The sequence below is a fragment of the Mucilaginibacter sp. UYNi724 genome, assembly GCF_054057495.1.
Genome location: NZ_JBSRZI010000008.1, coordinates 95,772 through 122,026, shown reverse-complemented (window position 1 = coordinate 122,026; position 26,255 = coordinate 95,772). Strand labels below are relative to the sequence as shown.

Genomic DNA, 26,255 nt, shown 5'->3' with positions numbered 1-26,255 from the left:
GAAATAAACCGTATGCACAAAAAGCTTTACCTCATTATAGCTTTTATCTACTTAACTACCTGTGCTTTGCATGCGCAAAAGATAAGTATTAATAAAGATACGCTCGTAAACATTATTCAACAGCAAGATAAGCAAGCACAGCATAAACGCCTCGTAAGGTTTATAAAAACTTATATCCAGGGTGTAACCCCGGATGTTGCAACATGCGGAACGGACACTATTATAAGTTTATTTAATCGGTATAATTTAAACGAAAAAGACGCTTTTATAAACTTTATAAAGGGCTTATCTGCCAACAAAACGCATGATCTTACAGGTGCCGAAGCGTATATGCATAAGGCTGTTGAGGTAGCCCGCCGGCAAAATGACAGTTACCTGCTTTATCAATTTTTAAGCCACCTTAGCTTTATACAAACGGACAAAGGGGATTTTACCGGCGCTGTGCATAGCTACAGGATGACGAAAAGGGAGGCGCTGATATTAAATGATGATTACCTTCAGGCTTTGCTTGATGTTAACATATCAGATCTGTATTATAAGGCGAGCTTCTATAATCAATCTATAAGTTACCTTAATGAAGCGGAAAAGCTCTTAAGTAATGAAACCCCAAGCCGCAGAGCACCGCTTACCACCATTATCAGATACAATAAATCTGAAAACTATTTCAGGATGCGTAATTACGATTCGTTGAAAGCTTACCACGATAAATTGAGTGATACAAGCAATAGATCTTACAAAATATACACTTATAGACTCCGTACAGCTTATTATTTAAACTTACTTATGGGCAATTACTCCATTGCCATTAACCAGATCAATGAATTAAAAACCGATGCAAGATATGTGGCCAACGAGTTGGAGAACCAATACCTGGCTGACGCCTACTTTAGGAACGGCCAGTTAGATTCTTCAAAAGCACTTATCAATAAGTTATTGGCTAATAGCACAGGTGATAACCACCCCGAAATAAGGTTTCATTTATATGAACTACTTGCGCAGATAGCTGAAAAAAATGGCGATGCAAATGGGGCGGCAAATAATTATAAAACTGCATTGAAAGAGTCTTATGAGAATAATGCCCGGATAACGCAGGTGGGTGACATCTCTTCGCAAATGAAGATAGATGAAACGGAGAATTCGTACATTCAACGCTCAGAGGCTTACAAACGCGAGCGGTTGTGGCTCATATTTACGGTTGTAGCGGCGGCGTTAATTATTGCGGCTATCGCGCTCATTTATCGCAACGTAACACAAAAACGCCATTACGAAAAATTGTTGTTTGCCGCTAAACGCGAAGAACTGGCCTTTATCAACTCGCACGAGGTACGCAGACACCTTACTAATATTTTAGGGATAATAGACATCCTTAAACACACTGATAATAAGCTGGAAGAATACGAGCAGATGGAAGAATACCTGCAAAAATCAGCATCTCTACTTGATGAATCGATCAAAAATATCTCCGAAAAGCTGAACGACGAATAGGGGGCTGCGCCCTATTTACAAGAAAACTCAAAATCAGGAATTTTTTTCGAAGTTTAAAAATTGACTTATTTAGTATTTAGCGGTTAGATTGAGAGATTGTTTAATCTAAACTTATCAAGGTGGTTTCGCGGCCAATAATATCCGCAACGCTGGTTTCAGATAATATTTTAAGTGTAGCATCACGCACTTCAATAAATACATCGCGGATGCCGCAGGTATGTTCCTGGTGGCACTCGTCGCAACGGTGGTAAAAGTTTAGGCTGGCGCACGGAACCATGGCAATTGGGCCATCGGTAATACGCATAATGCTAACCAGGTAAATATCTTTAGGGTCTTTATTAAGGCTGTAGCCACCGCCAGCGCCTTTTTTGCTGTACAGATAACCCGCGTTCCTAAGATCAAGCAAGATCTGCTCCAGGAATTTTTTTGGGATCTTTTCCATCTCAGCGATCTTAGAGATCTGCATTGGCGGCTTGTCCATGTTTTTGCCCATGACAACCAGTGCCTTTATTGCGTATTTAGTTTTTTTGGATAGCATTTATAAATATAACGCACAAAATTACATAAACAAATTAATACTACATAATATGTATGCATAGTAATTTATGTAGTGGATCTGTCAGAATGCCCCAGGTTTTTATCCGGGCAAATTACATCACGTACCAGTTGTTTAAGTTCCTTTATTTCGGGGAATCGGCCATGTTCTTTACGGTCGAAAATTACAGCCTCAGCTATCCTGATGTTGTATTTGCCTGGTGTTTCGCTGGGCTGCAGGGTAACGCCGTACACGTCATCGGTAAAGGTGGTGAGTAGTTCCTGACTCATGTAGGCAGCTCGCAAAAGCCAGTTGCATTTTGGGCAATATTCTATAGTGATGGTGGGTTTCATTTGAGTGGGGTTAATGTAACAAATATATATCAATACGTCAATTAGACACAATAGTTGGTTGGTGGATATTTTTTGTTAATTTCAACAATCAAACACCAACCAATTATAGAACATATTTCATGAAAAAAATAACATTCTTTCTGCTACTGCAAGTTGCTTGTGCGCCATTGTTTGCTCAAAAAGGCATACAAGTTAAAATCGAGAACGGCACAGTGGAGAGCGTTACCGAAAAATCGGGCGTAAACAGTTTTAAGGGAATCCCGTTTGCACAGCCACCAATTGGAGAATTACGCTGGAAAGAACCCAAGCCCGTAAATAGTTGGACCGGCGTGCGTAAGTGCGATGCCTTTGGTTACAATGCCATGCAGAAAAAGGTATTCGGTGATATGGGTTTCCGTACGCCCGGCATGAGCGAGGATTGCCTGTACCTTAATGTATGGGTGCCTGCAAAAGTATCAAAAGCCAAACTTCCAGTATTGCTCTACTTTTATGGTGGTGGTTTTGTTGCCGGCGATGGTTCTGAAGCGCGTTATGATGGCGAGAGCATGGCTAAACGCGGCATTATCACCTTAACAGTAAATTATCGCCTTGGCGTATTTGGCTTTATGGCACATCCCGAATTGACAAAAGAATCTGCACATCATGCATCTGGTAATTATGGTCTGTTGGATCAGAATGCCGCCCTGCGCTGGGTAAAGAGAAATATTGCTGCCTTTGGCGGTGATCCTGCAAAGATAACCATAGCGGGCGAATCGGCAGGCTCTATGTCGGTATCGGCACAAATGGTGTCGCCATTATCAAAAGACCTGATATCCGGCGCGATTGGCGAAAGTGGTGCTATGTTTAAACCGTTGGCACCTGTCGCACTGAACGTTGCCGAGCGCAATGGCGTTAAGTTTGGCGAAAAAGCAGAGGCTAATACTTTGGCAGCATTACGTGCTATCCCGGCCGACCAGTTGTTGGACCTGGCTTCAAAGCCCGGCAACCCGCCAACGAGCTTTGTTATGGATGGCTATTTTTTCGACAAAATGCCATCAGAAACGTTTATGGCCGGCGAGCAGGCTAAAGTGCCTTTGCTGGCAGGATGGAACTCGGCCGAGATACCCTACCAGGCGGTAATGTATGGTAAAACGCCAAACCCCGAAAATTATGCAAGCCAAGTGAAATTGTTATATGCTGAAAAAGCCGATGAGGTTTTAAAGCTTTACCCCGGTAGCACCCAAGAAGAGGTAATTAAGTCGGCTACAGAACTGGCCAGCGACAGGTTTATTGTATATGCTACCTGGAAATGGACCGATACGCATGCAAAAACCAGCGGTAAGCCGGTTTACAGATATGTGTTTTCGAAAGCAAAACCACCAGTCACTGCTGCAATGGCCAATTTAACCCCCGGGCTTGCAGGCGGTGTTAATAAGACTACCGACGCCGCGAAAACAAAAGGCCCGCAACCTTATAATGGTGCACCACATGCGTTTGAGATAGAATATGCAATGGGCAACCTTGCTACCAATAAGATGTACGCCTGGACTGCCGAAGACTATAAAGTATCGGCCACGATGGAAAGCTATTTCGCCAACTTTATAAAAACAGGAAACCCTAATGGAACAGGTTTGCCAAAATGGGATGCTAACCTAAAAGGCGGCCCGGTAAACTTCATGAATTTAAATGTAAAAAGTATGCAGGAAAAAGAAAGCCCGCAACTTAAAGGCAGATATGTATTTTTGGATGGCGAGTATTCGAAATAGCTATTCGCCTAAAAGCATAAAAAAGCCGCTCTAATATCTCAGAGCGGCTTTTTTATGTGGTGGATATTACAAGTGTATTACTTCGCCGTAGGCATCAGCAGCAGCTTCCATTACAGCTTCGCTCATGGTAGGGTGAGGGTGTACAGATTTGATGATGTCATGACCAGTAGTCTCCAGCTTACGCGCCGTAACCACTTCGGCAATCATTTCAGTAACATTCAAGCCTAGCATGTGCGCGCCAAGGAACTCGCCGTATTTGGCATCAAATATCAGTTTTACAAACCCATCCTTAGCGCCGGCGGCACTTGCCTTACCCGATGCTGAGAACGGGAATTTACCAATTTTAACCTCGTAACCCGCTTCTTTAGCGGCTTTTTCTGTATAACCTACAGAAGCAACTTCAGGCGAGCAGTAAGTACAGCCCGGGATGTTGTTATAGTCTAAAGGCTCGGGGTTTTTACCCGCTATCTTTTCAACGCAGATGATCCCTTCGGCAGATGCCACGTGTGCAAGGGCCTGCCCTTTAACAATATCGCCAATAGCATAAACGCCTTCAATGTTGGTTTTGTAAAAATCATCAACCAATACCTTGCCTTTATCGGTTTTAACGCCGTTTTCTTCAAGGCCGATACCTTCTATATTGGTAGAAATACCAATTGCAGACAATACCACATCGGCCTCGAGTACCTGGTTGCCGTTTGCCGTTTTAACATTAACGCGGCAACCTTCGCCATTGGTGTCAACAGATTCTACAGTAGAGCCTGTCATGATATTGATGCCCTGTTTTTTAAGGATGCGCAGCAAACCTTTTGAGATCTCTTCGTCCTCTAAAGGCACAATGTTATCCAGGAACTCAACCACGGTAACTTTTGTACCTATGGCGTTGTAAAAATAAGCAAACTCGATACCAATGGCACCCGAACCTACCACAACCATCGATTTAGGCTGCTGAGGCAGTATCATTGCCTGGCGATAACCAATTACTTTTTTACCATCCTGTTTAAGATTTGGTAATTCGCGCGAGCGGCCGCCTGTTGCAATTATGATGCTGGTAGCGGTAAAATCTTTTGTAGAACCGTCGCTTATTTTAACAGTAACAGTCCCTTTTGATTTTAGCGAACCGTAACCCATTATAACGTCAATCTTATTCTTTTTCATTAAAAACTGAACGCCCTTACTCATGCCATCGGCTACGCCTCGGCTACGTTTAATAACGGCCTCAAAATTAACTTCGCCACCATCAACTTTAATACCGTAATCGGCAGCGTGGTTTAAATATTCAAAAACCTGTGCGCTTTTTAATAAGGCTTTAGTAGGGATACAACCCCAGTTAAGGCAGATGCCCCCAAGTGATTCTTTTTCGACAATAGCGGTTTTTAAACCCAATTGCGATGCGCGGATAGCGGCAACATAGCCGCCCGGGCCCGAACCAATAACAATTAAATCGTAATCCATATAGTATGTATCTTTTATGATTTTGGAATGCCAAAGCTAATTAAAAAGCGGTGGAAATGAAAAATTGGAAAGTGATTTAAAAACAGAGCAGATAATATAATATAAATAGCTGTCAATCAAAAACTTTATTGGAAAAATGACACATGTAATGTAAATATTACACCAGTAATTCATCAAAATTTCATTATTGCTTAAATAACATGTAAAGTGTTGAAAAATATATAATTATTGTTAACATTAACTTAATATACTAAATGAAGGCAATATATATCTTTGCATCATTAATTCACTTAACAGTTAAATTTAAAAAAACAAGTATGAGGAAGTTTTTACTCTTATTATTACTTACTGTATCCACGCTCTTTATACAAAAGAATGTGAATGCACAAGGTGTTACCACAGCATCTGTTAACGGTGTTGTCACCGATAAACAGGGTGGTATACCAGGTGCAACAGTTACCATTACGCATCAGCCTACAGGTACTGTGTACTCCACAGTTACAAGGGCTGATGGCCGCTATAACATCCCTAACTTAAGGGTTGGCGGTCCGTACTTATTCAAAGTAAGCTTTATTGGCTTTAAGGATTATGTACAGGAAAACATCACATTATCTATTGGCCAGGATCAAAGGATCTCTACCAAGCTTGAAGACAACACTACAAGTTTAGCAGAAGTAACCATTACCGGCGGCCAGGGTAAGGTTATCAACTCATCCCGCACAGGTGCCCGCGAAACCATTACCCGTTCACAAATTGAAAATTTGCCAACAATTAGCCGCTCACTGCAGGATTTTACAAAACTTACCCCGTCTGCAAATGGTTTATCTTTTGGTGGTCGTTCAAGCACTTATAACAACATTACTGTTGATGGTGCATTGTTCAACAACTCATTTGGTTTATCGGGTACTTTAGGTGGCCAAACCAACTCACAGCCAATTTCGTTAGATGCTATTGACCAGATCCAGGTTGACATTGCACCTTATGACGTACGCCAGGGTAACTTTACAGGTGCGGGTGTCAACACTGTAGTAAAGTCTGGTACAAACACTGTAAAAGGTACTGCTTACTATTTTGCACGTGGTTCGAAATTACAGGGTTACCATGTTGGCCCAACCAACCTTGGTGTAACTCCTGTTAACTATCACACAGATGGTATTGCAGTAGGTGGGCCAATTATCAAGAATAAATTGTTCTTGTTCGTATCCGGCGAGCAGGAAAGAATCACCCAACCGCCAAGCGCTGTATGGGTAGCTGGCCGTCCGGGCTTAAGTGGCGCTAACGTATCTAACGTACAAGCCGCTACGCTCGATGCCATCAAAACCAAATTAACAAGCCTTGGTTACGATCCGGGTGCTTACGAAGGTTACAACTACCAAACATCAAGTGATAAGGTAACCGTAAAGCTTGACTGGAACATCGACAAAAACAATACTTTAAGCGCAAAATATTTTTACCTTAAATCATTCAGGGATCAGCCGGCAAGTAACTCAGGTATTACTAACGCTGGTGTTGGTTTTGGCACAACCCGTGCACCGGGCCAGAACTCATTGCCGTTCATTGGTTCGGGATACACTATCAACAACAACTTTAACATAGGTATAGTTGAGTTAAACACCCGGATAAGTAATACCATGTCTAACAAGTTAACTGTTGGTTACTCTGCATTGAGAGATTATCGTAGCTTTTTAGGTAACGGATCGGTACCAATGGTTGATATCGGTAACGGTACTTCTGCTGCTGATGGTACAGTCATTACCGGTGCTAACGCGACCGCTACAAGTTTTGGTTCGGAGTTATTTACCGCAGGTAACCTGCTAAGTACAAATATCTGGCAGTTTGCTGATGATTTCACTGTTTACAAAGGCAGGCACGAAATTACATTAGGTACCAGCAATCAGATCCAAAGCTACGTGAACGGTTTCGCACCAGATTACAACGGCTTATACACTTATAATTCAGCATCAGATTTTATTAATGGTTTACCGGCTGCTGCTTATACCTTACGCTATTCTGCGGTAGGTAATGATTTCCCTTATGCAAAAATCAAGGCATCATTATACAGTGTTTATTTACAGGATAAATACACTGTTACTGATAACTTTAGGTTAACATATGGTATAAGGGCTGATTATGCAGCATTCCCTAATTCATTAGCCCCTAATGCTAACGCAGCTGCGTTAACCTTCCAGGGTGGTACACATGTTGATGTTTCTAAACTCCCTAAAAACCGTATCCAGATATCTCCACGTATCGGCTTTAACTGGGATGTTAAAGGCGACCAAACCACGCAAATACGTGGTGGTACAGGTTTGTTTACCGGCCAGGTTCCATTTGTATGGATCTCTAATCAGGCATCAAACAACGGTTTGTTATTTGGTTCATACACCATTGCTAAAGGTGTAGCCACAAACACACCGGCACAAAATGCTCAGTTGATCTTTAAACCGGACGTTAACGCTAATCGCCCTGCTGCAGGTGCTGCCAACTCATCTTATGAGTTAGACGTTACAGACCCGAACTTGCGTTATCCAAAAATATGGAGAACAAACCTTGCAATTGATCAGAAATTACCTGGTGGTGTTATAGGTACAATTGAAGGTGCTTACACTAAAGATCTTCAGGCTATCTATCACCAGAATCTTGTTCTGTCTGATAATTTTACTACACTTAAAGGTCCTGAAGGTCAGATCCGTTACGATTCAAAAAATACCACTGTGGGTACTGTAGCTAACCCAACAACCGCTACAAACCCTAATATTACCGGCTTATACTACCTTAAGAACACTAATAAAGGTTTCTCATACTTTATTACAGGTCAGTTACAAAAAAGCTTTACAAACGGTTTTGCAGCAAGTGCAGCCTACACATATACAAAATCTAAAGATGTTAACGACGGTGGATCAACCGCAGGTACTATCTGGAGTTCACGTTATGTTGCAGGTAACCCTAACGGCGACAACCTTTCTAACAGTTCATACGTACAGCCAAACCGTATCATAGCTACAGTATCTTACCGTAAACAATACTGGAAAAATGCTGCTACTACTGTGGGTTTAGTGTTTGAAGCATCTAACAATGGTGCGGTATCATACATCACCAGTGGCGACCCTAATAACGACGGTGCTACCAACGATTTGATGTACATTCCTAAAACATCTGCAGACATTATATTGGTACCTAACAATGCCCAGGATACCCGTACACCTGGCCAGTTATGGACCCAATTAAATAACTTTATTAGCCAGGACAAATATCTTAACGCTAACAGGGGTAAATTTGCTGAAAGAAACGGTGCTATATTACCGACTTACAAAAGACTAGATTTGCACGTTGCACAGGACTTTTATATCAACGTAGGTAAAAGCAAAAACACGTTAGAGTTTACTTTTGATGTTATCAACTTTGCTAACATGCTTAACAGGAACTGGGGTACATACCAAACTTCATTCACAGGCTTTAGCAACGGTGCATCAACAGTGTTAAGGTATGCAGGTACAAATGCCGACGGCAGGACTACTTATGCGTTCCCTTACTTAGATGCTATTAACGCTGTGCCTTTGCAGTCATCTTACAAAAATGATATCAACATCGCTTCTCGCTTCCAGGCGCAGATAGGTGTTCGTTACATTTTTAACTAATAAGGCTTAGGCTTAAATAAAAAAACCTCCCAATTTGGGAGGTTTTTTTATTATTAATTTAAAATAGTACTACATACAAAGAAAGCCTCCCAATTCGGGAGGCTTTCTTTGTATAGAAATATTTTGAAGCCTTAGTTATAAATAAACTCGCCGTAAGGTGATGTTATCGTTACCTGCTTTTTATCGGCGGCTTCTACACGGCCAATTATTTGGGCGTCTACATTAAAGCTCTTTGATATGGCTATTATATCATCAGCAATCTCTTGCGATACATAAAGTTCCATGCGGTGGCCCATGTTAAATACCTTGTACATTTCCTGCCAGCTGGTGTTTGATTCTTCCTGGATCAGTTTAAACAGTGGCGGGATAGGGAACAGGTTATCTTTAATGATATGCAGGTTCTCTATAAAGTGCAGCACCTTGGTTTGAGCGCCGCCGCTGCAATGTACCATGCCGTTCACTTGCGCGCGGTATTTATCTAAAATGGTTTTGATGATAGGGGCATAGGTACGCGTTGCCGATAACACCAGTTTACCAGCGTTAATAGTTTCGCCGTTGCCGATGTCTATTTTATCGGTAAGGGTTTTGCTGCCACTAAAAACCAGATCCTGCGGAACGGCAGGGTCAAAGCTCTCGCTGTATTTATTGGCGATGGTTTTATTGAAAACATCGTGGCGGGCAGATGTTAGGCCGTTTGAGCCCATGCCGCCGTTGTATTCTTTTTCGTAAGTGGCCTGTCCGTATGATGCCAGGCCAACTATCACATCGCCGGGTTTAATGCGGTCGTTTGATATTACATCCGCACGTTTCATGCGGCAAGTAACGGTGCTGTCTACAATAATGGTGCGCACCAGGTCGCCCACATCGGCGGTTTCGCCACCGGTAGAATAGATGCCGATGCCTGCATCACGCAACTCGGCTAAAATTTCTTCGGTACCGTTAATAAGGGCTGCAATAACTTCCCCCGGTATCAGGTTTTTATTACGCCCGATGGTTGATGATAGCAGGATATTATCGGTAGCGCCCACACAAAGCAGATCGTCCAGGTTCATGATAATGGCATCCTGCGCAATGCCGCGCCATACAGAGATATCGCCGGTCTCTTTCCAGTAGGTGTACGCTAATGACGATTTTGTACCCGCGCCGTCGGCGTGCATAATGTTGCAATACTCGGGGTCGTTGGTTAAAATATCGGGTACGATTTTGCAGAAAGCCTTTGGGAAGATCCCTTTATCAATGTTTTTAATGGCATTATGTACATCATCTTTTGATGCAGAAACGCCCCGTTGATCGTATCTTTGCGGAGAAGTCATGGGCAAATATACTGCTTAAACACTTTTGTTAGTAATATGATTGCTATCTTTGGGCAAAATCTTGGCTGATATGTATCAAAAGGCCCCTTTTGTATCATCAGCTTACCAAAACGCATATGGCATTTATCTACTGGCTTCGTCTTCATCTAAAAAATACATTTGACAGGGTTCGTAATGAAAACCTAAAAAAGAACCTGCTAACAGCTATCCCTTTTTGGATAGCGTCAATAATAACAGGGTTGATAGCCGTTTTATACACTAAGTTGTTTTTAGCAGCCGAAAACTTAGCAGCCTATATTATAGGCATGCATACCTGGCTAATATTTATTTTGATGCCGGTTTGTTTTTTAACTGCGTGGTGGTTGGTGCAAAAGTTTTCCCCTTATGCAAAAGGCAGTGGGATACCGCAGGTTATGGCATCAATACAAATTATGAGCCCACAAAATGGCGATAAAGTAAACCGGTTTTTAGGCATCAGGGTTATTATTGTAAAAGTAATGTCGAGCTTGGTGATGGCATTAGGGGGCGGCGCGATTGGCAGAGAGGGCCCAACGATACAGATTTCTGCGTCGGTATTTAAAATTGTTTATAGCATATTGCCAAAATGGTGGCCAAAAATTGCCAAACGTAATATGATAGTTACCGGGGCTGCTGCTGGGCTTGCCGCCGCATTTAATACTCCACTCGGGGGGATAGTATTTGCTATAGAAGAACTTACAAAAACACACTTTAGTTTTTTTAAGACAGCAATATTCTCATCAGTTATTATAGCCGGATTGTCGGCACAGGCATTATTGGGCCCTTATCTTTACTTGGGTTATCCAAAAATTGATAATTTATCTCCGTTTATATTTTTAGGCGTGGCATTAGTTGCGGTGTTATCTGGATTATTAGGTAGCGGTATGTCAAAAGTTATATTGGTTTTATTTGCATGGAAGGCTAAATTTAAGCTAAATAGGGATCACGTATTGTATGTTTTTGGATGCTCGGCTATAATGGCTTTGTTGGCATTTTTTGTTAGTACCGGGATTTTGGGCTCGGGTAAAGAGTTAATGCAAACTGCCCTTTTTACGCCAGAGAAATATTCGGTTTGGTATATGCCCATACTGCGGATAGCCGGCCCTTTATTGTCGTTTACAACGGGTGCAGCGGGCGGGATTTTTGCACCGGCCCTTGGCGCTGGCGCAAGCGTTGGTGCACTGGTTTCGGGTTGGTTTCATTTGTCAGAAACAAACTCAAACCTGCTAATACTGGCAGGCATGGTTGGGTTTTTAACAGGTGTTACCCGGTCGCCTTTCACGTCGGTTATATTAGTGCTTGAAATGACCGACAGGCACAGCGTTATTTTCCACTTGATATTGGCTGGTATGATAGCCAGTCTTGTATCTATAATTATTGATAAACATTCCCTTTACGATCATCTAAAAACTCAGTATATTAGAGATATCGAAGCTATGGATGCGATATCCAAAAAAGACCCCATAATATTAAAAAGCAATGACGCTATCGGGGAAGTTTAAACCGAATAGGGAAATAATAAATAAATACAGGGAGGTGATTATTAACGAGCATAATCAAGCGGACATTTTCGCGAGATAGAATAAAAGAAACGCCCGGGCAACTTGCCCGGGCGTTTCTTTTATTTAATAAACAACAGCTCCCTAAATTTAGGCAGCGGCCATAACGAATCGTCAACCAACTGCTCCAGTTTATCCACGTGGTAGCGGATGGGTTGAAAATAGCTTTTTACCTTTTCATCGTAATCAATAGCACGCTGGCGCAGGTCTTCAATTTTGTTGGCCAGTTTACGTGCGTTTATCATTTGTTCCACATTGGTTTTGGTGAAGTTGATGTGGCCCGCAATCTGGGTAATGATATCCATCTGCGCCTCGTATGTTGACGGCTCCATACCTATATCTTTTAACCCCTTTACGTTTGCTATCAGCCTCGACTGATACTCAATAGCTGCCGGGATAATAATGTTCATCACTAACTCGCCAATTACACGGGCTTCTATCTGTAATTTCTTGTAAAAGCTATCCAACAATATTTCGTGGCGGGCATGTGCCTCGCGTTTGGTGAATACACCTGTTTCGGCAAAAAGTATTTCTGCTTTCTCTGATATAAAAGCATCGAGCGCTTTGGGCGTGGTTTTAATGTTAGCTAAGCCGCGTGCTTCCGCTTCCTTTTCCCATTCTTCGCTGTAACCGTTTCCTTCAAAGCGGATGTTGCGCGATTCCTTAATATAGCGTTTAAGGATGGTCATCAAGGCTACGTCTTTTTTCTCACCCTTTTTGATCAGCTTATCAACGTCTATCTTAAATTTCTTCAGCTGGTCGGCCATGATCAGGTTCAATATGGTCATGGGACTAGCCGAGTTTGCCGACGAGCCCACCGCGCGTAACTCAAACTTGTTACCCGTAAAGGCAAATGGAGAGGTACGGTTACGATCGGTATTGTCTTTCAGGATCTGCGGGATCTTAGGGATACCCTGCCAAAGCGAGTTTTCTTCTTTAATTTTTTTACTCAGGCGCGATGTATCAATCTCATCTAACAACTCACTTAACTGGCTGCCTAAAAAGATAGATATAATAGCAGGAGGGGCCTCATTAGCGCCCAAGCGGTGGTCGTTATTTACCGATGCGATGGATGCACGCAGCAGGTCGGCATGGTCATGCACGGCTTTAATGGTATTAACAAAAAACGTCAGGAACATTAGGTTGTTCTTTGGCGTTTTACCCGGCGATAACAGGTTTTTACCTGTATTGGTTATCAGCGACCAGTTGTTATGTTTACCGGATCCGTTGATACCGGCGTAAGGTTTTTCGTGTAGCAATACTTTAAAATGGTGGCGGTTAGCTACACGGTCCATAATATCCATCAGTAGCTGGTTATGATCTATAGCCAGGTTGATCTCCTCGTATACCGGGGCGCACTCAAATTGCGATGGCGCAACTTCATTATGGCGGGTTTTTAACGGGATGCCTAATTGCAGGGCCTCTGTCTCCATTTCCTGCATAAAGGCGTAAACCCGTGCCGGTATCGATCCAAAGTAATGATCCTCTAATTGTTGGTTTTTAGCCGACATGTGGCCAAAGAGCGTACGGCCGGTAAGTGAAAGATCGGGACGGGCGTTAAACAATGCCGTATCTACCAAAAAATATTCTTGCTCGATGCCTAAGGAAGCATTTACTTTCTCAATGCTTTTATCGAAATAATGGCAAACATCAACAGCGGCTTTATCTAAAACGCTCAGGGCCTTTAACAACGGTACTTTATAATCAAGTGCTTCGCCCGTGTACGATACAAATACCGTTGGGATGCAAAGCGTGCGGCCTATAATAAAAGCAGGGGATGATGGGTCCCAGGCGGTATAGCCACGGGCCTCAAAAGTATTACGGATGCCGCCACTCGGAAAGCTGGATGCATCCGGCTCTTGTTGTGCCAGGGCGTCACCGCTAAAGCGTTCAATTGCACCGCCATCGCCGGTAGGCTCAAAAAAAGCGTCGTGTTTTTCGGCAGTAGTGCCCGTTAGCGGTTGAAACCAGTGGGTGTAGTGGGTAGCACCCTTCCCCATTGCCCATGACCGCATAGACGAGGCCACCTGCTCTGCCATATCGCGGGGGATAGGTACGCCGTTATCTATTGAATCGATAATTACGGTATAAGCATCTTTTGAAAGAAACTCCTTCATTTTTAGCTTATCAAAAACATTTACCCCAAAGTAGTCGGATATTTTGGCTGATGGCAGCTTTGTTTCAGGTATTTCGCGATTTAATACGGCCGCAATGGCCTGAAAACGGATGTTAGGCATGGCAATTATAATTGGTTCAGCCCAAAATTATGAAATCATTTAAAATAGTAGGCCTTTTACAAAGATTTATGTTTCGAACTTAAAAAATCCGATAGCTAGGAAAATAACGAGTAGGAGTTTGTGGCTAAAAACATATCAATTAAATATTATGATGATTTGTTTATTATGTTTAAATACTCGCTTGTGACCGCCTTAAAAGTCATTTTAATTTCCAAAAGATAAAGAATTAACTTTTTTATTGCATAAATATGGTTAAAAACCTAATTATATTAATAAAACCTCAGTTGATTTAGTTTTTTATTGAAAATAATGTTTGTTTTTTTAATTTTTTTTGATGTATTTAGTAAATAATTAATATAAACGTATTTATTTGTCAAAATTTACAACATTTCGTTAGTTTATATACATACTTTTTAAATAAATGCAAAAAGTATAGTATTTATATAGACGTTCTTAGCTATGGTTATTGATAATAATACCATACTTATTAAATAAGCAAACAATCAATTAACAATAAATAATCACTAACTAAATCCTTATCATGAAAAAAAGACTTTTACTCTTATCTTTCTTTGCTGTTTCAGCTTTAGCAGCCAGTGCCCAGGACACCACCAAAGCCGACCCGCCTCTTATTATCTCGGGTTCGGTTGATACTTATTATAAGTACGATTTTTCTAAACATAGTAATATCCCTACCAGTTTCGCATCAGACAATAACTCTATATCGGTTGGTATGATAGATTTGGCTTTAAAGAAAAAAGTAGGTAAAGCTTCATTTGTAGGCGAATTGTCTTTCGGCCCGCGTGGCCAGGCACAATCTATACCTACAGCTGCGGGTACTTATGACGAAACTAACAACAGTTTCCACATCCAGAATTTATATGTATCGTATGATGTAACAGATAAATTCAATTTAACAGGTGGTTATATGGCAACCTTTATGGGTTACGAAGTAATTAGCCCTGTGGGTAACTTTAATTACTCAACCTCGTACCTGTTTACAAATGGCCCGTTCCAAAATCCGGGCTTTAAAGCAACTTATGCATTTACAAGCAAGGTTAGCTTAATGGCGGGTATTTTTAACGATACCTGGAACTATTACACTTCTGTAAACCAAGTAAATACTTTCGGTGCACAGTTAATGGTAGCCCCTGTTAAAGGCTGGACAGCCTATCTAAACGTTTTAAGCGGTAAGCTATCAGGCACCGAGTTTGATTTAACCACCAGCTATCAAATTACCGATGCCTTTAAGTTAGGCCTGAACGCGGCTACATTTAAACCCGCCGAGGCAGTTGGTACAGGCGGCTTTACAGGCGTTGCGTTATACCCGCAATTGGCTGTATCTAAAGACGTAACCTTCGGCTTAAGAGGCGAATATTTTAAAACTAAAACAGGTAGCTATACAACTTTGGGCCCATCACCGGGCAACTCAGTGTTTGCCACAACTGTAACTGCTAACATTAAAGCCGGCCCGCTTACTGTTATCCCCGAATTTAGGTTAGATAACAATAAAGACGTCAATGATGGCTTTATAAATAAAAGCGGCGCTCCAACTAAAAATGCATCACAATTTGTACTTGCTGCGGTATACGCATTCTAATTATTAGATTTCAAACGATCTGATTTTATTTGAGCCATCCGTATAACCTGCGGATGGCTTATCTTTATAACATGAAAAAAATATTCTTTAGCCTGGTTTGTTTGTTTTGCGTGCAGGTAGCATCGGCACAAAAAGATTCGTTAGCTTTTGACGAAGGCAACAATTACATCTATTACCGGGTTATTGATAAACCTGCCGTAACTGCTGATACCTTATATAACAGGGCATGGGCTTTTGCAACTTCTTTTAATAAAGCTACAAGGCCCTCCAAAGGGCAAGCCGAGGGTACGCTGAATATATCCGGCAAGCTTTTGGTGTACAACGGCGTATCATTAATGCGTAAGGAGGGCGGCGAAGTAAGCTACACGTTAAACATCCAAACTAAAGATAGCCGCTACCGTTACCGCATCAGTAATTTTATATTTAAACCCTACCAGCGCGACCGATTTGGCAATATGGTACCCATTCCCGGGGTAGAAGTTCCGTTGGAGAAAATGGAAGCCAAATACGGCAAAAAAGACACCGACAATTACCTTGACCAGATTGCCGCCTATAGCATTGGCACGGGTGCAAAACTTAAAGCAGCTATAGATAAACTGCCTGCAAAAGTGAAAGCCAAGCCTGTTAAAAAGATCTCAACCCAAAACTGGTAAACACCCGTCATCACATTGCCCTATCTTAACCAAATATAATTTGTAATAAACTGTTATTTGCAATATAAAAATTGTATTTAATAGGATATTCAATTCATTATTTCGTAAAAATTCAAATTTATACAACATATTATTTGGCAAATGCGTTAATTATTAAAATAAAATTTTAAACGCTATGCTAAACACAAAACTTAATTTATACAATCCCGATTGGATCGAGCTTGTATTCGCCAACAGGAACAAATCTTATGGCGCTTTCGAACTGCGGCAACATTACGGGAGCACAATGGTAAAGGCTATGCTAATAGCGTTTACAACAATTGTTACTGCCGCCGCATCCTACACTTACATCGTTGGTAAAACGCCGGGAGAAATTATCAAAACCACGACAGTGACTTTAGCTGATCCACCAACCATTATGCAACCGCCCAAAAAAAATGAACCGCCGGTTAAAGCTTCACCACCGGCAAAGCAATTACCCGCCGCCCCAACCAAGCAATTTTTGACTCCGGTTGTAACCAATGCCCCTGTTACCACCGATCCACCCAAAATAACTGAACTTACCGGAGAAATAGGGCCTAAAACTACCGAAGGTAAAGGTACAATGCCGCAAATTGAAGACCCTGCACCAGTTACCGGTGGTACGGGTATTGCCCCGGTAGAGGATAAGACCGTTCACGATACCTTTGGCCTTGAGTTTATGCCAGAGCCAATTGGCGGCAACGCGGCATGGAGCAAATTCCTAAGTAAAAATCTGCACTTCCCCGCCCAGGCACAAGAAGCCGGTAAAGGTGGACGGGTAATCGTTAGTTTTGTAATAGAAAAAGACGGCCACCTAACCGATATAACTATTATTAAAGGGGCCGGGTATGGTATGGATGAAGAAGCCTTGCGTGTATTAAAGCTTGCCAAGCCGTGGAAGCCCGGGATGCAGAACAAATCGGCAGTAAGGGTTAGGTACACCATTCCGTTAAACTTCCAGATGAATGAAGAATAAAGTAGTGTTGTGAGAAAGATAGTGATTTGTGGTAAATGTGTTTTAATGGCGATGGATCATATCCATCGCCATTTTTTATGATTTATAATTATAATTTAAACATTACCGGCTTTTACCTTAAGCTTTCGCCATTTACCCTTATTCCTGCGGCCTTTTAAGTCCTTTTTCCTTTCGTGCTTTGCGCTTTTTTCCTAATTTTGCGCATCCTTTCAACATAAACAACAACACATTGGAGAACCAGGAATTAACCACCGTTGAAACCGCCCGCGATCTGGGACTTTTACCCGAAGAATATACACGTATACAAGAGATAATGGGCCGCGTACCCAACTTTACCGAGCTTTCGATATTCGCGGTAATGTGGAGCGAGCACTGTTCATACAAAAATTCTATCACCTGGCTAAAAACGCTTCCTAAAGATAGCCCGCGCATGCTGGCCAAAGCAGGCGAGGAAAACGCAGGGCTGGTTGACCTTGGCGACGGCATAGGATGTGCCTTTAAAATTGAATCACACAACCACCCATCAGCACTTGAACCATACCAGGGCGCCGCAACAGGTGTGGGGGGCATCAACCGCGATATATTTACGATGGGTGCAAGGCCTATCGCGCAAATGAACTCGTTACGCTTTGGCGACCTTAGTTTGGATAAAACCAAATTGTTGGTAAAAGGTGTCGTAAAAGGCATCAGCCATTACGGTAATGCCTTTGGCATCCCTACCGTTGGCGGCGAGCTTTTCTTTGATGAGTGCTACAACGTTAATCCTTTGGTAAACGCTTTCTCGGCAGGTATTGTTAAGGCTGGCGAAACCGTTTCTGCTACGTCATACGGTGTTGGCAACCCGGTTTACATTGTTGGTTCTGCCACCGGTAAAGATGGTATCCACGGCGCGGCATTCGCTTCGAAAGATATCACGAAAGATTCTGTAAACGATTTGCCGGCCGTACAGGTAGGCGATCCATTCCAAGAGAAATTGTTATTAGAAGCTACGCTTGAAGTAATTAAAACCGGTGCCGTCATTGGCATGCAGGATATGGGGGCGGCAGGTATCATCTGCTCTAACTCAGAAATGAGCGCCAAAGGCGAGCATGGTATGATCATCCACCTTGATCGTGTACCGATGCGTCAGGAGAACATGAAACCATACGAGATCTTGCTGTCCGAATCTCAGGAACGCATGCTTATTGTGGTTGAAAAAGGTAAAGAGGCTTTGGTTGAGGCTGTGTTTGATAAATGGGACCTTAACTGCGCTATTATTGGCGAGGTTACCGATACCCAGCGCCTGGAGTACTTTATGAACGGCGTTAAGGTTGCTGATGTGCCAGCCGACGACCTTGTGTTAGGTGGTGGTGCCCCGGTTTACGAACGTGAATACCGCGAGCCTGCTTACTTTGCCGAGAACCAGAAATTTAAAATTGAAGATGTTGACGAGCCTGCCAACTTAGTTGACGTGGCCGAGCACCTGATAGGTCACGCTAACCTGGCATCGAAACGTTGGGTGACCGACCAGTATGATTCTATGATTGGTACCGCCACCATGACCACCAATCGCCCGAGTGATGCGGCTGTTGTTGCGGTTAAGGATACCGATAAAGCTATTGTTTTAACTTGCGATTGTAACTCGCGCTATGTTTATGCCGACCCTCAAAAAGGTACGGCCATTGCCGTTGCCGAAGCTGCACGTAATATTACCTGCGCAGGTGGCGAACCTGTGGCGATAACCAACTGCCTTAACTTTGGTAACCCATATAAGCCGGAAGTTTACTGGCAATTTGTGGGTGCTATTAAAGGTATGGGCGAAGCTTGTTTGAAATTCGAAACCCCGGTAACAGGTGGTAATGTAAGTTTCTACAACCAATCATCAGATGGTGGTTCCGTATTCCCTACGCCAACTATTGGTATGCTGGGTGTGATGGATGATCAATCGAATTTAATGACCCTTGACTTTAAACAGCCTGGCGATCTGATTTATATGGTTGGTGCATCACAAAATGATATTGCATCATCACAGTACCTTGCGTCTTACCATAAAATATCTGCAGCACCTGCACCTTATTTTAATATAGATGAGGAATACGCCATGCATCAGGTAGTAAAGGAATTGATCAAGCATAAAGTTGTACAGTCGGCGCATGATGTTGCCGATGGCGGTTTATACATTGCTTTAGTTGAGTCGGCTATGCCAAATGGTTTAGGCTTCGATATCGAAAGCGATAGCAGCGTGCGTAAAGATGCTTTCCTGTTCGGTGAAGCGCAGGGCAGGGTAGTAGTGTCTGTTGCGCCCGATGATCAGGAACGTTTTATTGAAATGATGGCCACCAGCGAAATTGAATTTAGCATGCTGGGTACTGTAAATGGTACCGGTAACACAAATATTGATGATGAGCTATTTGGTAACATCACGGATATTAAAATGGTACACAATAACGTACTGCACGTAATTTTGGGCGAATAATATGCTGAAGCTGAACAGGATACATCACATTGCTATCATCTGTTCGGATTATGAGCGGTCTAAACTATTTTACACCAAAGTATTAGGTTTTAAGGTAATCCGCGAAGTTTACCGCGAAGCCCGCAAATCATACAAGCTCGATCTGGAAGTCAACGGACTATACCAGATCGAGCTTTTTTCGTTTCCCGGCCCGCCAACCGCCCGCCCATCCCAACCCGAAGCCCTTGGTCTGCGACATTTGGCTTTCGAGGTGGATAATATTGAAGAAGCTGTATTCCATCTTAACGAATACGATGTGGTAACTGAGCCAATCCGCATAGACGAAACCACCGGCAAACGCTTTACGTTCTTTACTGACCCCGACGGTTTGCCGTTGGAGTTGTATGAGAGGTAAGAAGCGTTATTAAAAGTCGTCATTGCGAGGTACCAAGCAATCTCTACATAGGCAGAGCGACCCTGTAAAGCAAAGAGATTGCTTCGTGCCTCGCAATAACGTGTGAAAGTATTACTTCACCACTTCAACCCATTGCCCTTTTATCAGTGCGTTAATATCATGGTTATACATGGCTTCGCAATACGCGGCAGGCAGGTAATATTTACCTGCATAGGCGGCGTTCAACATCACGTAGTAAGTAACCTCTTTACTTTCGGCTAAGCTGAAATAAGTGTTTACCCTGTCATCGCGGATATCACGGTAATCGGATGGCGATGATTTAAATGCCTCATCATTATTCAGCATGCGGCTATTCAATATTTCCCAGCCTGATGGGAAGACTTGCGTTAGCGCCAAATTATCATACCTGCCGCGTTTGCCCGGGTTTTTAATAGTTACCTGCGCTACAAAATCGCTGCCCTGTTTAAGTGATGTTGGGTCGATGGTTTTACCGCCCAAAGTAAAGTAGGCTATACGCATTTGCATTACATCGGGGTTCACGTAAGTTTTCACATCCTGCCCCGATGAAGGTTGCCCTTGTAGTATCAGCCTTACATAAAGCTTATTGCTGCCGGTGTTTTTCATGGACACCTTGCCGCCGTTAGCTGCAAGTTCTTGTTGCCATAAGTATGATGCCGAATTTACATCGCCTTTAGCAGCACCCGCATTGTAGTTGAACGACAATTTGCCGCCGCTTTTGTTTACACCACAATATTGTGCTATCGCGATGAGCGAATAGGCCGTGGTTTGCGTGCTGTACCAGCTATCCTGCGATAGTTTGGCCGCTACCGATCGCACCATGCCTGATGCCTTTTGCTGCTGGCCCAGCAGGGTAAGGGTTTCCAGTATCATGGCCTCATCGCGCAAGTCGGATCCGTAAGTACCGTACATACTGCTGTAAGGTTTGATGGTGGTTGGCAAACCGGCTATCATGCGTAAACCTATCTCTGGTTGGCCTGCCAGTTTGTAAGCGGCCGCCAATCTCCAGCGGGCTTCCACGCTAATGTATTGGTACTCGCGCAGGCGGTTCATGGCACCAAGCTCGGGTGAACCGGATAGTGCCAACAAATATAAACGGTATGCCTGCACCAAGTCGGTATAATAGTAGTAGCCGTGGATATTGCTGCGTGGATCCGGCGACCAGTTTACGGCTTTTTGTTTTTGATATTTCTTCCATTCGTCGATAAATCCGGATGGCAAGCTGTAACCTTTAGCCTGTGCCGATAGCAGGAAATGCCCGGCATAGTTGGTGCCCCATTCATCGGCCTGGCCGCCATCCGGCCAGTAGCTAAGGCCGCCACCCTGCACCCTGAAGCCGTTCAACCGGTTTATAGCGAGTTTGATGTTACGCTCGCTTTCGGCTTTTTGCCTTGGCGTTAGGTCAAGCAGCTGGCCCAAATACAATTGCGGGAACGCTGCCGACGTGGTTTGTTCCACACATCCATGCGGATAGCTGATAAGATACCCCAAACGTTTAGCCATATTCAACGGCGGGATACTTGATATCTCTAACGATGTTTTATTAGTGCCATTGATACCGATAGCGCTATATGCTGTGTTATAAGATTCGCCTGGTTTGAGCTCTTTCTCTAATATGCGGGTAACAGGCGGGTTAGGGTTACGAACGTTCAGTTCCACATCAAAAGCCGAGGTTTCGTTACCCGATTTGGCAATGATCCTAACTTTGCCTACACCTACAAAGTCTTTCACGTTTAAATCGAAGGTTACCAACTGGTCGCCCGGTTTATCAAATTTTACAACTTTGAGGTTGTTGCCTCCCAGGTTGCTAAACGCGTTCGACTGCACCTGCACACTTACCGATTTGATGTTGTTCTCCATCGCGAAAACTGTAACGGGTAGTTGTACACTCTCCGACGGGCCGAGCACGCGCGGCAAGGTTGCTAATATCATCAACGGTTTTTTAACGGCGACTGCTTTTTCTGCTGTTCCGTAAGCGCCGTTATGGCCTGCAATTACCATCGCCTTAACCGAGCCTACATATTGTGGCAGGGTAAATTTGGTGGTTTGCTTGTCGCCGGCAGCTAAATGGAACGGCCCCATAAATTTCACCACGGGCTTAAACCGGTTTACTGATACATTTTTATTTGTGCCGTTTGTGCCGTCGCCGCCAATACTCAAGATGCGCTCCAGGCCGCCGCCGAAGGCGCCGATCACATAGTCGAACAGGTCCCACGTTTTAACACCCAATGCTTCGCGGGCATAGAATGCCTCGTGCGGGTCTGGTGTCTTGTAATTGGTAATATCCAGCAAGCCTTCATCTACAATAGCAATGGTATAGGTCATTTCCTTGCCCGATGCTTCAGACACTGTAATGGCCGATTGTGTTTCCGGCCTGATCTTATCCGGCATGCTTATCACCGGTTTAAGAATGGTTTCCGGGTCATCAACATTTAGCGGGATGGCACCATACATACGGATAGGCAGATCGTTAACGGTTTGGGCATGGCGTTGTAATAGCGTAACGTTCACGAAAACGTTTGGCGCCATGGTTTCGTCCACCTTAAAGCTGTAGCGCGTTTCGCCTTTTTTTGTATCTATCCAAATGGTTTTTAAAACCTTGCTGCCGTTTTCAAAACTTATCAACGCACGGCCATCGCCACCTGTAGGGATGGTTAAAGTTGCTTCCTCGCCAACTTTATAATTTGGCTTATCGGATGTAAACGATAGCATAGCCGCCTCGGTAGGGTCGGTGTTCTGCAAACGCTCCGACCAGTTTGGCCAATCAGCATAAATTATTTTACCTGTACTGTGGCCCGTTTGCGGGTCTTTTATTCGGATAAGGTAACGGCCCCAGTCTGCCTGGTTAATTTTAAGGTTCCACTTGCCCTTACCGTTTTGCAACTGTACGGTTTCGGTTTTGATGAGTTTATTGTAACGGTCTTGCGTAAAGTTGCTTAGCTCGTTACCGGTCTCGTCCCACCACCAGCGCCATTGAATTTTGTACAATTCCACTTCTACGTTGCGTGTACCTGCAAAGCCGTGGCCTTTGGTATCAACGTCGGCAATTTCTATGGCGTGTGTTTTATCTGTCACCAGCATGCCGCTCATGTCGCTGCCTTTTGGTGTTTTTACGCCCACGTACCCATCGTAAACATTATATGGCATACTGGCCTGCTGCAAACTAAAGTTGCCGCCCGGTTCAAATACTTTCACCACAAAGTTGGCACGCAACTGGCCCGGCGCTTGCTTTTCTACATTGATATTGGTGTTAACCGACGCCACACCACTTTCATTAAGTTTACCTTCAAAAACGGTTTGCGTTTGGGTATTAAAGGCAAGGGTGGGGTCGTCAAAGTTATAATCCTCGTAACCCTTAAAGCTCGTTGCTTGCGATGACAGGAAGGCATCAACCTTGGCGTTCAAATTTTGCGCTATACCGCCGAAGAGCCACTGAGCACTCAATGTACCATTTGCACCGCTGCCTTTGGTCAGTTCTGTCGCGCCTCCAAAATCAAGCTTTAACTTGAGGCGGTTTGGCATAATGGTTTCCACCTTTATCTTTTTCTCGAAAGTTGCGCCACCAACTTTTACCCGCGCGTTCCAGTTACCGGTAGGCGAGGAAGTTTCTGTAGCGACGTGGAAACTGTAGAAACCGTCTACGGAGCTTGTACGGGTCATCCGTCGGTATAATTGTCCGTTAGGGTTGTACAGTTCAAACTCAACCGGGTGGTCTGCAGGCAAGGTTTTTAATTTGTCTTCTAAAATAAAGGTTGTAAAGATAGAGTCGCCGGGGCGCCAAACACCGCGTTCGCCATAAAGGAAACCTTTGAGACCGTTTTGCACCTGCTCGCCGCCAACATTAAAGCGGGAGAGTGGGAGCGAACTGCCATCATCCAGTTTTAAATAGCCGCGCTCTTTGCCCTGCTTGGCAACCAACAGGTATGGCTTCCGTTTTAGACTAAAGGTGGCCATCCCGTCACCGTCGGATTTTGTTCTAAAAATCACCTGTTTCTGGTAATCCAACAATTCCAATTCAACCCCGCTCATTGGCTCTGCGCTCAGGATGTTGGTTACGGCAATGGTCATGTTGTTATCATTGCCGCGTTTGGCTATCAGGCCAATGTTTGATGCGATGATATTGCGCGTTGCCCAACGCTGCTTGCTAAAGTATGATTCGGTACATGGGTCGTTACGTTCCTGCCAGTTGTAACCTTCGGGATAGTAGTTATCGTATCGCTGCCAAAAGTCGTCGTCTTCGTCGTTTGCCTTGCTGGTGTTATCGCCGGCGTATTCACCACCCTCGTCGCCATATTCGTCATCATTACCGCTTTTGGCAACAAGTTTGCCCGCGCTGCAATTGTACAGCGAGTAATCTTTCCTGAAACCTATAACCACACGGTAAATAGCGCCCGGCTCGGCACGCATCAGCTGGTCAACATCCAGCATAAAGCGGTTCTTTTTGGTCAGGTTAAGACCTTTGTCAGCGTCTAAACGAATGGTTTTCTGCACAATAGGCTTACCCACATGGCGCAGTTCGTAGCCACCGTCAAATCCGTTATTCTGGAAATACTGTGGTACATTATTTTCATAGATCTTAATGATGGTAACATCCACTGCGTTTAAGTTAACTGCTTCGAATGGCATCATCAGTTTACCAGAATCGGGCAGGATCACACCTTTACCCGGTATGGTTACCGCAGGCTCGCGGTTTTCAAAAAACACGTTTGCTGTAAAGGCGGTTTTTATTTTACGGTGATAAATATCTTGCACTCCCTCATTTACAAAAACGCTGAAGTTTCCCTGCATGCGCTCGGGCGCATATACTTTTACAATGCTGCCGTCGATGGTATAGGCGAGGTCGGATGAGTTGTTGATACCGATCAATCCGCTCAGTTCCTGTCCAACCATAATAGGGTCGGAGAATTGTACGGATACATATTGGTCGTTATCCTGCACGGCTTTTATATCCAGCACTTTGAACTCTCCAAGTGCAGGCACACGAAATTCCTGGTTGCCTTTTTTGTCGATATCCAGCTTGTCGCCGTCCCAGTTTATGGTAAGCGGGTTGGCGGCTGTTGTACGGGTTATTTTGGTGATGGTAAATTGGTGTGATTTAGCAACCGGGTTGTGCTGCCAGCTTACTTTAACAGGGCTTGAATAATTAACATCGAGCAGTTTTTCTACTGCTGCCTGGTCCTCACCGTCAGCAGTTTGTAAGTTGCCTGTAAGTTTCATGTTTTGGCCTGATGTAGCGCTCTCGCTTTGCAAGCCTGCGAACGTTATGCTGAAATCGGGCTTAATGGTTTGGAAACCGAACTTGAAATGTTCGAAATCATCTTCTACCTTAATGATCTTAGCAAGGTTAAAATCGGCAGTGTATTTTTTGTCGATATCCATTGCTGTCGCCGGTCGGAATTCGATGGTACGATCGTCTATCCAATAGGCTTTACCTTTTACAGATGGGGAAAAATCGAAGATGTCACCTTTCAGTTCCTCGTTTTGCGCATGCGAAACCTGAACCTCGCCGGCCAGTTTTATGCGGATGGTGCTTTGCTTGGAAATAACGCCCGTGGTGTACGATTCGATGTATTTGCTGAACTCGGCATCAACTTTTATTTGCTTGTTGCGCTGGTGCTGCCTTGCAAAAAATATGACTAAAGCGATAAGTATCAAAGATATTGATACAATAATCTGTCCCTTTCGTGAACGGAAAAGGTTGGCAAGGTAATTCATATGTGATATGGTAAATGGCTATGAATTTATAAAAATTTCGGCAGAATTATGTACCTGCCAAAATATATTTGCTCACATTTTTACG

General features: G+C 43.6%; 15 protein-coding genes. 9 read left to right on the top strand and 6 right to left on the bottom strand.

Annotated features, from left to right (window positions below; genetic code table 11):
* The first annotated feature begins 12 nt into the window (after positions 1–12).
* A complete protein-coding gene (locus ACVW0P_RS13305; RefSeq protein ID WP_457132542.1) occupies positions 13–1,485 on the top strand; it encodes a tetratricopeptide repeat protein in 1,473 nt (490 codons plus the stop codon).
* 100 nt (positions 1,486–1,585) lie between these two features.
* Here ACVW0P_RS13305 and ACVW0P_RS13300 read toward each other — a convergent pair whose 3' ends face one another.
* Both ACVW0P_RS13300 and ACVW0P_RS13295 read right to left on the bottom strand, forming a co-directional pair.
* Positions 1,586–2,023, bottom strand: a complete 438-nt coding sequence (locus ACVW0P_RS13300; protein WP_354430695.1) for an RrF2 family transcriptional regulator — start codon at positions 2,021–2,023, stop codon at positions 1,586–1,588.
* A 65-nt stretch (positions 2,024–2,088) separates the two neighbouring features.
* A complete protein-coding gene (locus ACVW0P_RS13295) occupies positions 2,089–2,373 on the bottom strand; it encodes a SelT/SelW/SelH family protein (protein ID WP_457132541.1) in 285 nt (94 codons plus the stop codon).
* Between the two features lie 119 nt (positions 2,374–2,492).
* On the opposite strand from ACVW0P_RS13295, the gene ACVW0P_RS13290 reads away from it, so the two are divergent.
* Positions 2,493–4,118: a carboxylesterase/lipase family protein gene (locus tag ACVW0P_RS13290; protein ID WP_457132540.1), complete on the top strand. Its 1,626-nt coding sequence runs from the start codon at positions 2,493–2,495 to the stop codon at positions 4,116–4,118.
* Between the two features lie 66 nt (positions 4,119–4,184).
* Here ACVW0P_RS13290 and lpdA read toward each other — a convergent pair whose 3' ends face one another.
* A complete protein-coding gene (gene lpdA / locus ACVW0P_RS13285) occupies positions 4,185–5,573 on the bottom strand; it encodes a dihydrolipoyl dehydrogenase (protein ID WP_457132539.1) in 1,389 nt (462 codons plus the stop codon).
* A gap of 317 nt (positions 5,574–5,890) precedes the next feature.
* On the opposite strand from lpdA, the gene ACVW0P_RS13280 reads away from it, so the two are divergent.
* Complete coding sequence (locus ACVW0P_RS13280) at positions 5,891–9,211, top strand: outer membrane beta-barrel protein (protein WP_457132538.1); 3,321 nt, start codon at positions 5,891–5,893, stop codon at positions 9,209–9,211.
* 131 nt (positions 9,212–9,342) lie between these two features.
* Here ACVW0P_RS13280 and ACVW0P_RS13275 read toward each other — a convergent pair whose 3' ends face one another.
* Positions 9,343–10,524: an AIR synthase related protein gene (locus ACVW0P_RS13275; RefSeq protein WP_457132537.1), complete on the bottom strand. Its 1,182-nt coding sequence runs from the start codon at positions 10,522–10,524 to the stop codon at positions 9,343–9,345.
* Between the two features lie 116 nt (positions 10,525–10,640).
* On the opposite strand from ACVW0P_RS13275, the gene ACVW0P_RS13270 reads away from it, so the two are divergent.
* A complete protein-coding gene (locus tag ACVW0P_RS13270; RefSeq protein ID WP_457132536.1) occupies positions 10,641–12,044 on the top strand; it encodes a chloride channel protein in 1,404 nt (467 codons plus the stop codon).
* Between the two features lie 119 nt (positions 12,045–12,163).
* Here the strand turns inward: ACVW0P_RS13270 and ACVW0P_RS13265 are convergent, their stop codons facing one another.
* A complete protein-coding gene (locus tag ACVW0P_RS13265; RefSeq protein WP_354430688.1) occupies positions 12,164–14,338 on the bottom strand; it encodes a glutamine synthetase III family protein in 2,175 nt (724 codons plus the stop codon).
* Positions 14,339–14,879: 541 nt separating this feature from the next.
* On the opposite strand from ACVW0P_RS13265, the gene ACVW0P_RS13260 reads away from it, so the two are divergent.
* The 5 genes from ACVW0P_RS13260 (at position 14,880) to gloA2 (ending at position 20,437) form a co-directional block, all read left to right on the top strand.
* The gene (locus tag ACVW0P_RS13260) at positions 14,880–15,938 is read left to right on the top strand and encodes a porin (RefSeq protein ID WP_457132535.1); all 1,059 of its coding nucleotides are present in this window, start codon (positions 14,880–14,882) and stop codon (positions 15,936–15,938) included.
* Between the two features lie 71 nt (positions 15,939–16,009).
* Positions 16,010–16,591: a DUF4468 domain-containing protein gene (locus tag ACVW0P_RS13255; protein ID WP_457132534.1), complete on the top strand. Its 582-nt coding sequence runs from the start codon at positions 16,010–16,012 to the stop codon at positions 16,589–16,591.
* 175 nt (positions 16,592–16,766) lie between these two features.
* On the top strand, positions 16,767–17,588 hold the full coding sequence (locus tag ACVW0P_RS13250; RefSeq protein WP_457132533.1) for a TonB family protein: 822 nt from the start codon (positions 16,767–16,769) through the stop codon (positions 17,586–17,588).
* A 229-nt stretch (positions 17,589–17,817) separates the two neighbouring features.
* Positions 17,818–20,043: a phosphoribosylformylglycinamidine synthase subunit PurL gene (purL, locus tag ACVW0P_RS13245; RefSeq protein WP_457132532.1), complete on the top strand. Its 2,226-nt coding sequence runs from the start codon at positions 17,818–17,820 to the stop codon at positions 20,041–20,043.
* Position 20,044: 1 nt separating this feature from the next.
* Positions 20,045–20,437: an SMU1112c/YaeR family gloxylase I-like metalloprotein gene (gene gloA2, locus ACVW0P_RS13240; RefSeq protein WP_457132531.1), complete on the top strand. Its 393-nt coding sequence runs from the start codon at positions 20,045–20,047 to the stop codon at positions 20,435–20,437.
* A gap of 111 nt (positions 20,438–20,548) precedes the next feature.
* Here gloA2 and ACVW0P_RS13235 read toward each other — a convergent pair whose 3' ends face one another.
* Positions 20,549–26,170: an alpha-2-macroglobulin family protein gene (locus ACVW0P_RS13235; RefSeq protein ID WP_457132530.1), complete on the bottom strand. Its 5,622-nt coding sequence runs from the start codon at positions 26,168–26,170 to the stop codon at positions 20,549–20,551.
* Positions 26,171–26,255 lie beyond the last annotated feature (85 nt).

Coding starts and splice junctions, on each gene's coding strand:
- ACVW0P_RS13300 (WP_354430695.1), bottom strand. CDS start 2,023: ATGCTATCCAAAAAAACTAAATACGCAATAAAGGCACTGGTTGTCATG.
- ACVW0P_RS13255 (WP_457132534.1), top strand. CDS start 16,010: ATGAAAAAAATATTCTTTAGCCTGGTTTGTTTGTTTTGCGTGCAGGTA.
- ACVW0P_RS13235 (WP_457132530.1), bottom strand. CDS start 26,170: ATGAATTACCTTGCCAACCTTTTCCGTTCACGAAAGGGACAGATTATT.
- ACVW0P_RS13290 (WP_457132540.1), top strand. CDS start 2,493: ATGAAAAAAATAACATTCTTTCTGCTACTGCAAGTTGCTTGTGCGCCA.
- ACVW0P_RS13250 (WP_457132533.1), top strand. CDS start 16,767: ATGCTAAACACAAAACTTAATTTATACAATCCCGATTGGATCGAGCTT.
- ACVW0P_RS13280 (WP_457132538.1), top strand. CDS start 5,891: ATGAGGAAGTTTTTACTCTTATTATTACTTACTGTATCCACGCTCTTT.
- lpdA (WP_457132539.1), bottom strand. CDS start 5,573: ATGGATTACGATTTAATTGTTATTGGTTCGGGCCCGGGCGGCTATGTT.
- ACVW0P_RS13305 (WP_457132542.1), top strand. CDS start 13: ATGCACAAAAAGCTTTACCTCATTATAGCTTTTATCTACTTAACTACC.
- gloA2 (WP_457132531.1), top strand. CDS start 20,045: ATGCTGAAGCTGAACAGGATACATCACATTGCTATCATCTGTTCGGAT.
- ACVW0P_RS13265 (WP_354430688.1), bottom strand. CDS start 14,338: ATGCCTAACATCCGTTTTCAGGCCATTGCGGCCGTATTAAATCGCGAA.
- ACVW0P_RS13275 (WP_457132537.1), bottom strand. CDS start 10,524: ATGACTTCTCCGCAAAGATACGATCAACGGGGCGTTTCTGCATCAAAA.
- ACVW0P_RS13295 (WP_457132541.1), bottom strand. CDS start 2,373: ATGAAACCCACCATCACTATAGAATATTGCCCAAAATGCAACTGGCTT.
- ACVW0P_RS13260 (WP_457132535.1), top strand. CDS start 14,880: ATGAAAAAAAGACTTTTACTCTTATCTTTCTTTGCTGTTTCAGCTTTA.
- ACVW0P_RS13270 (WP_457132536.1), top strand. CDS start 10,641: ATGGCATTTATCTACTGGCTTCGTCTTCATCTAAAAAATACATTTGAC.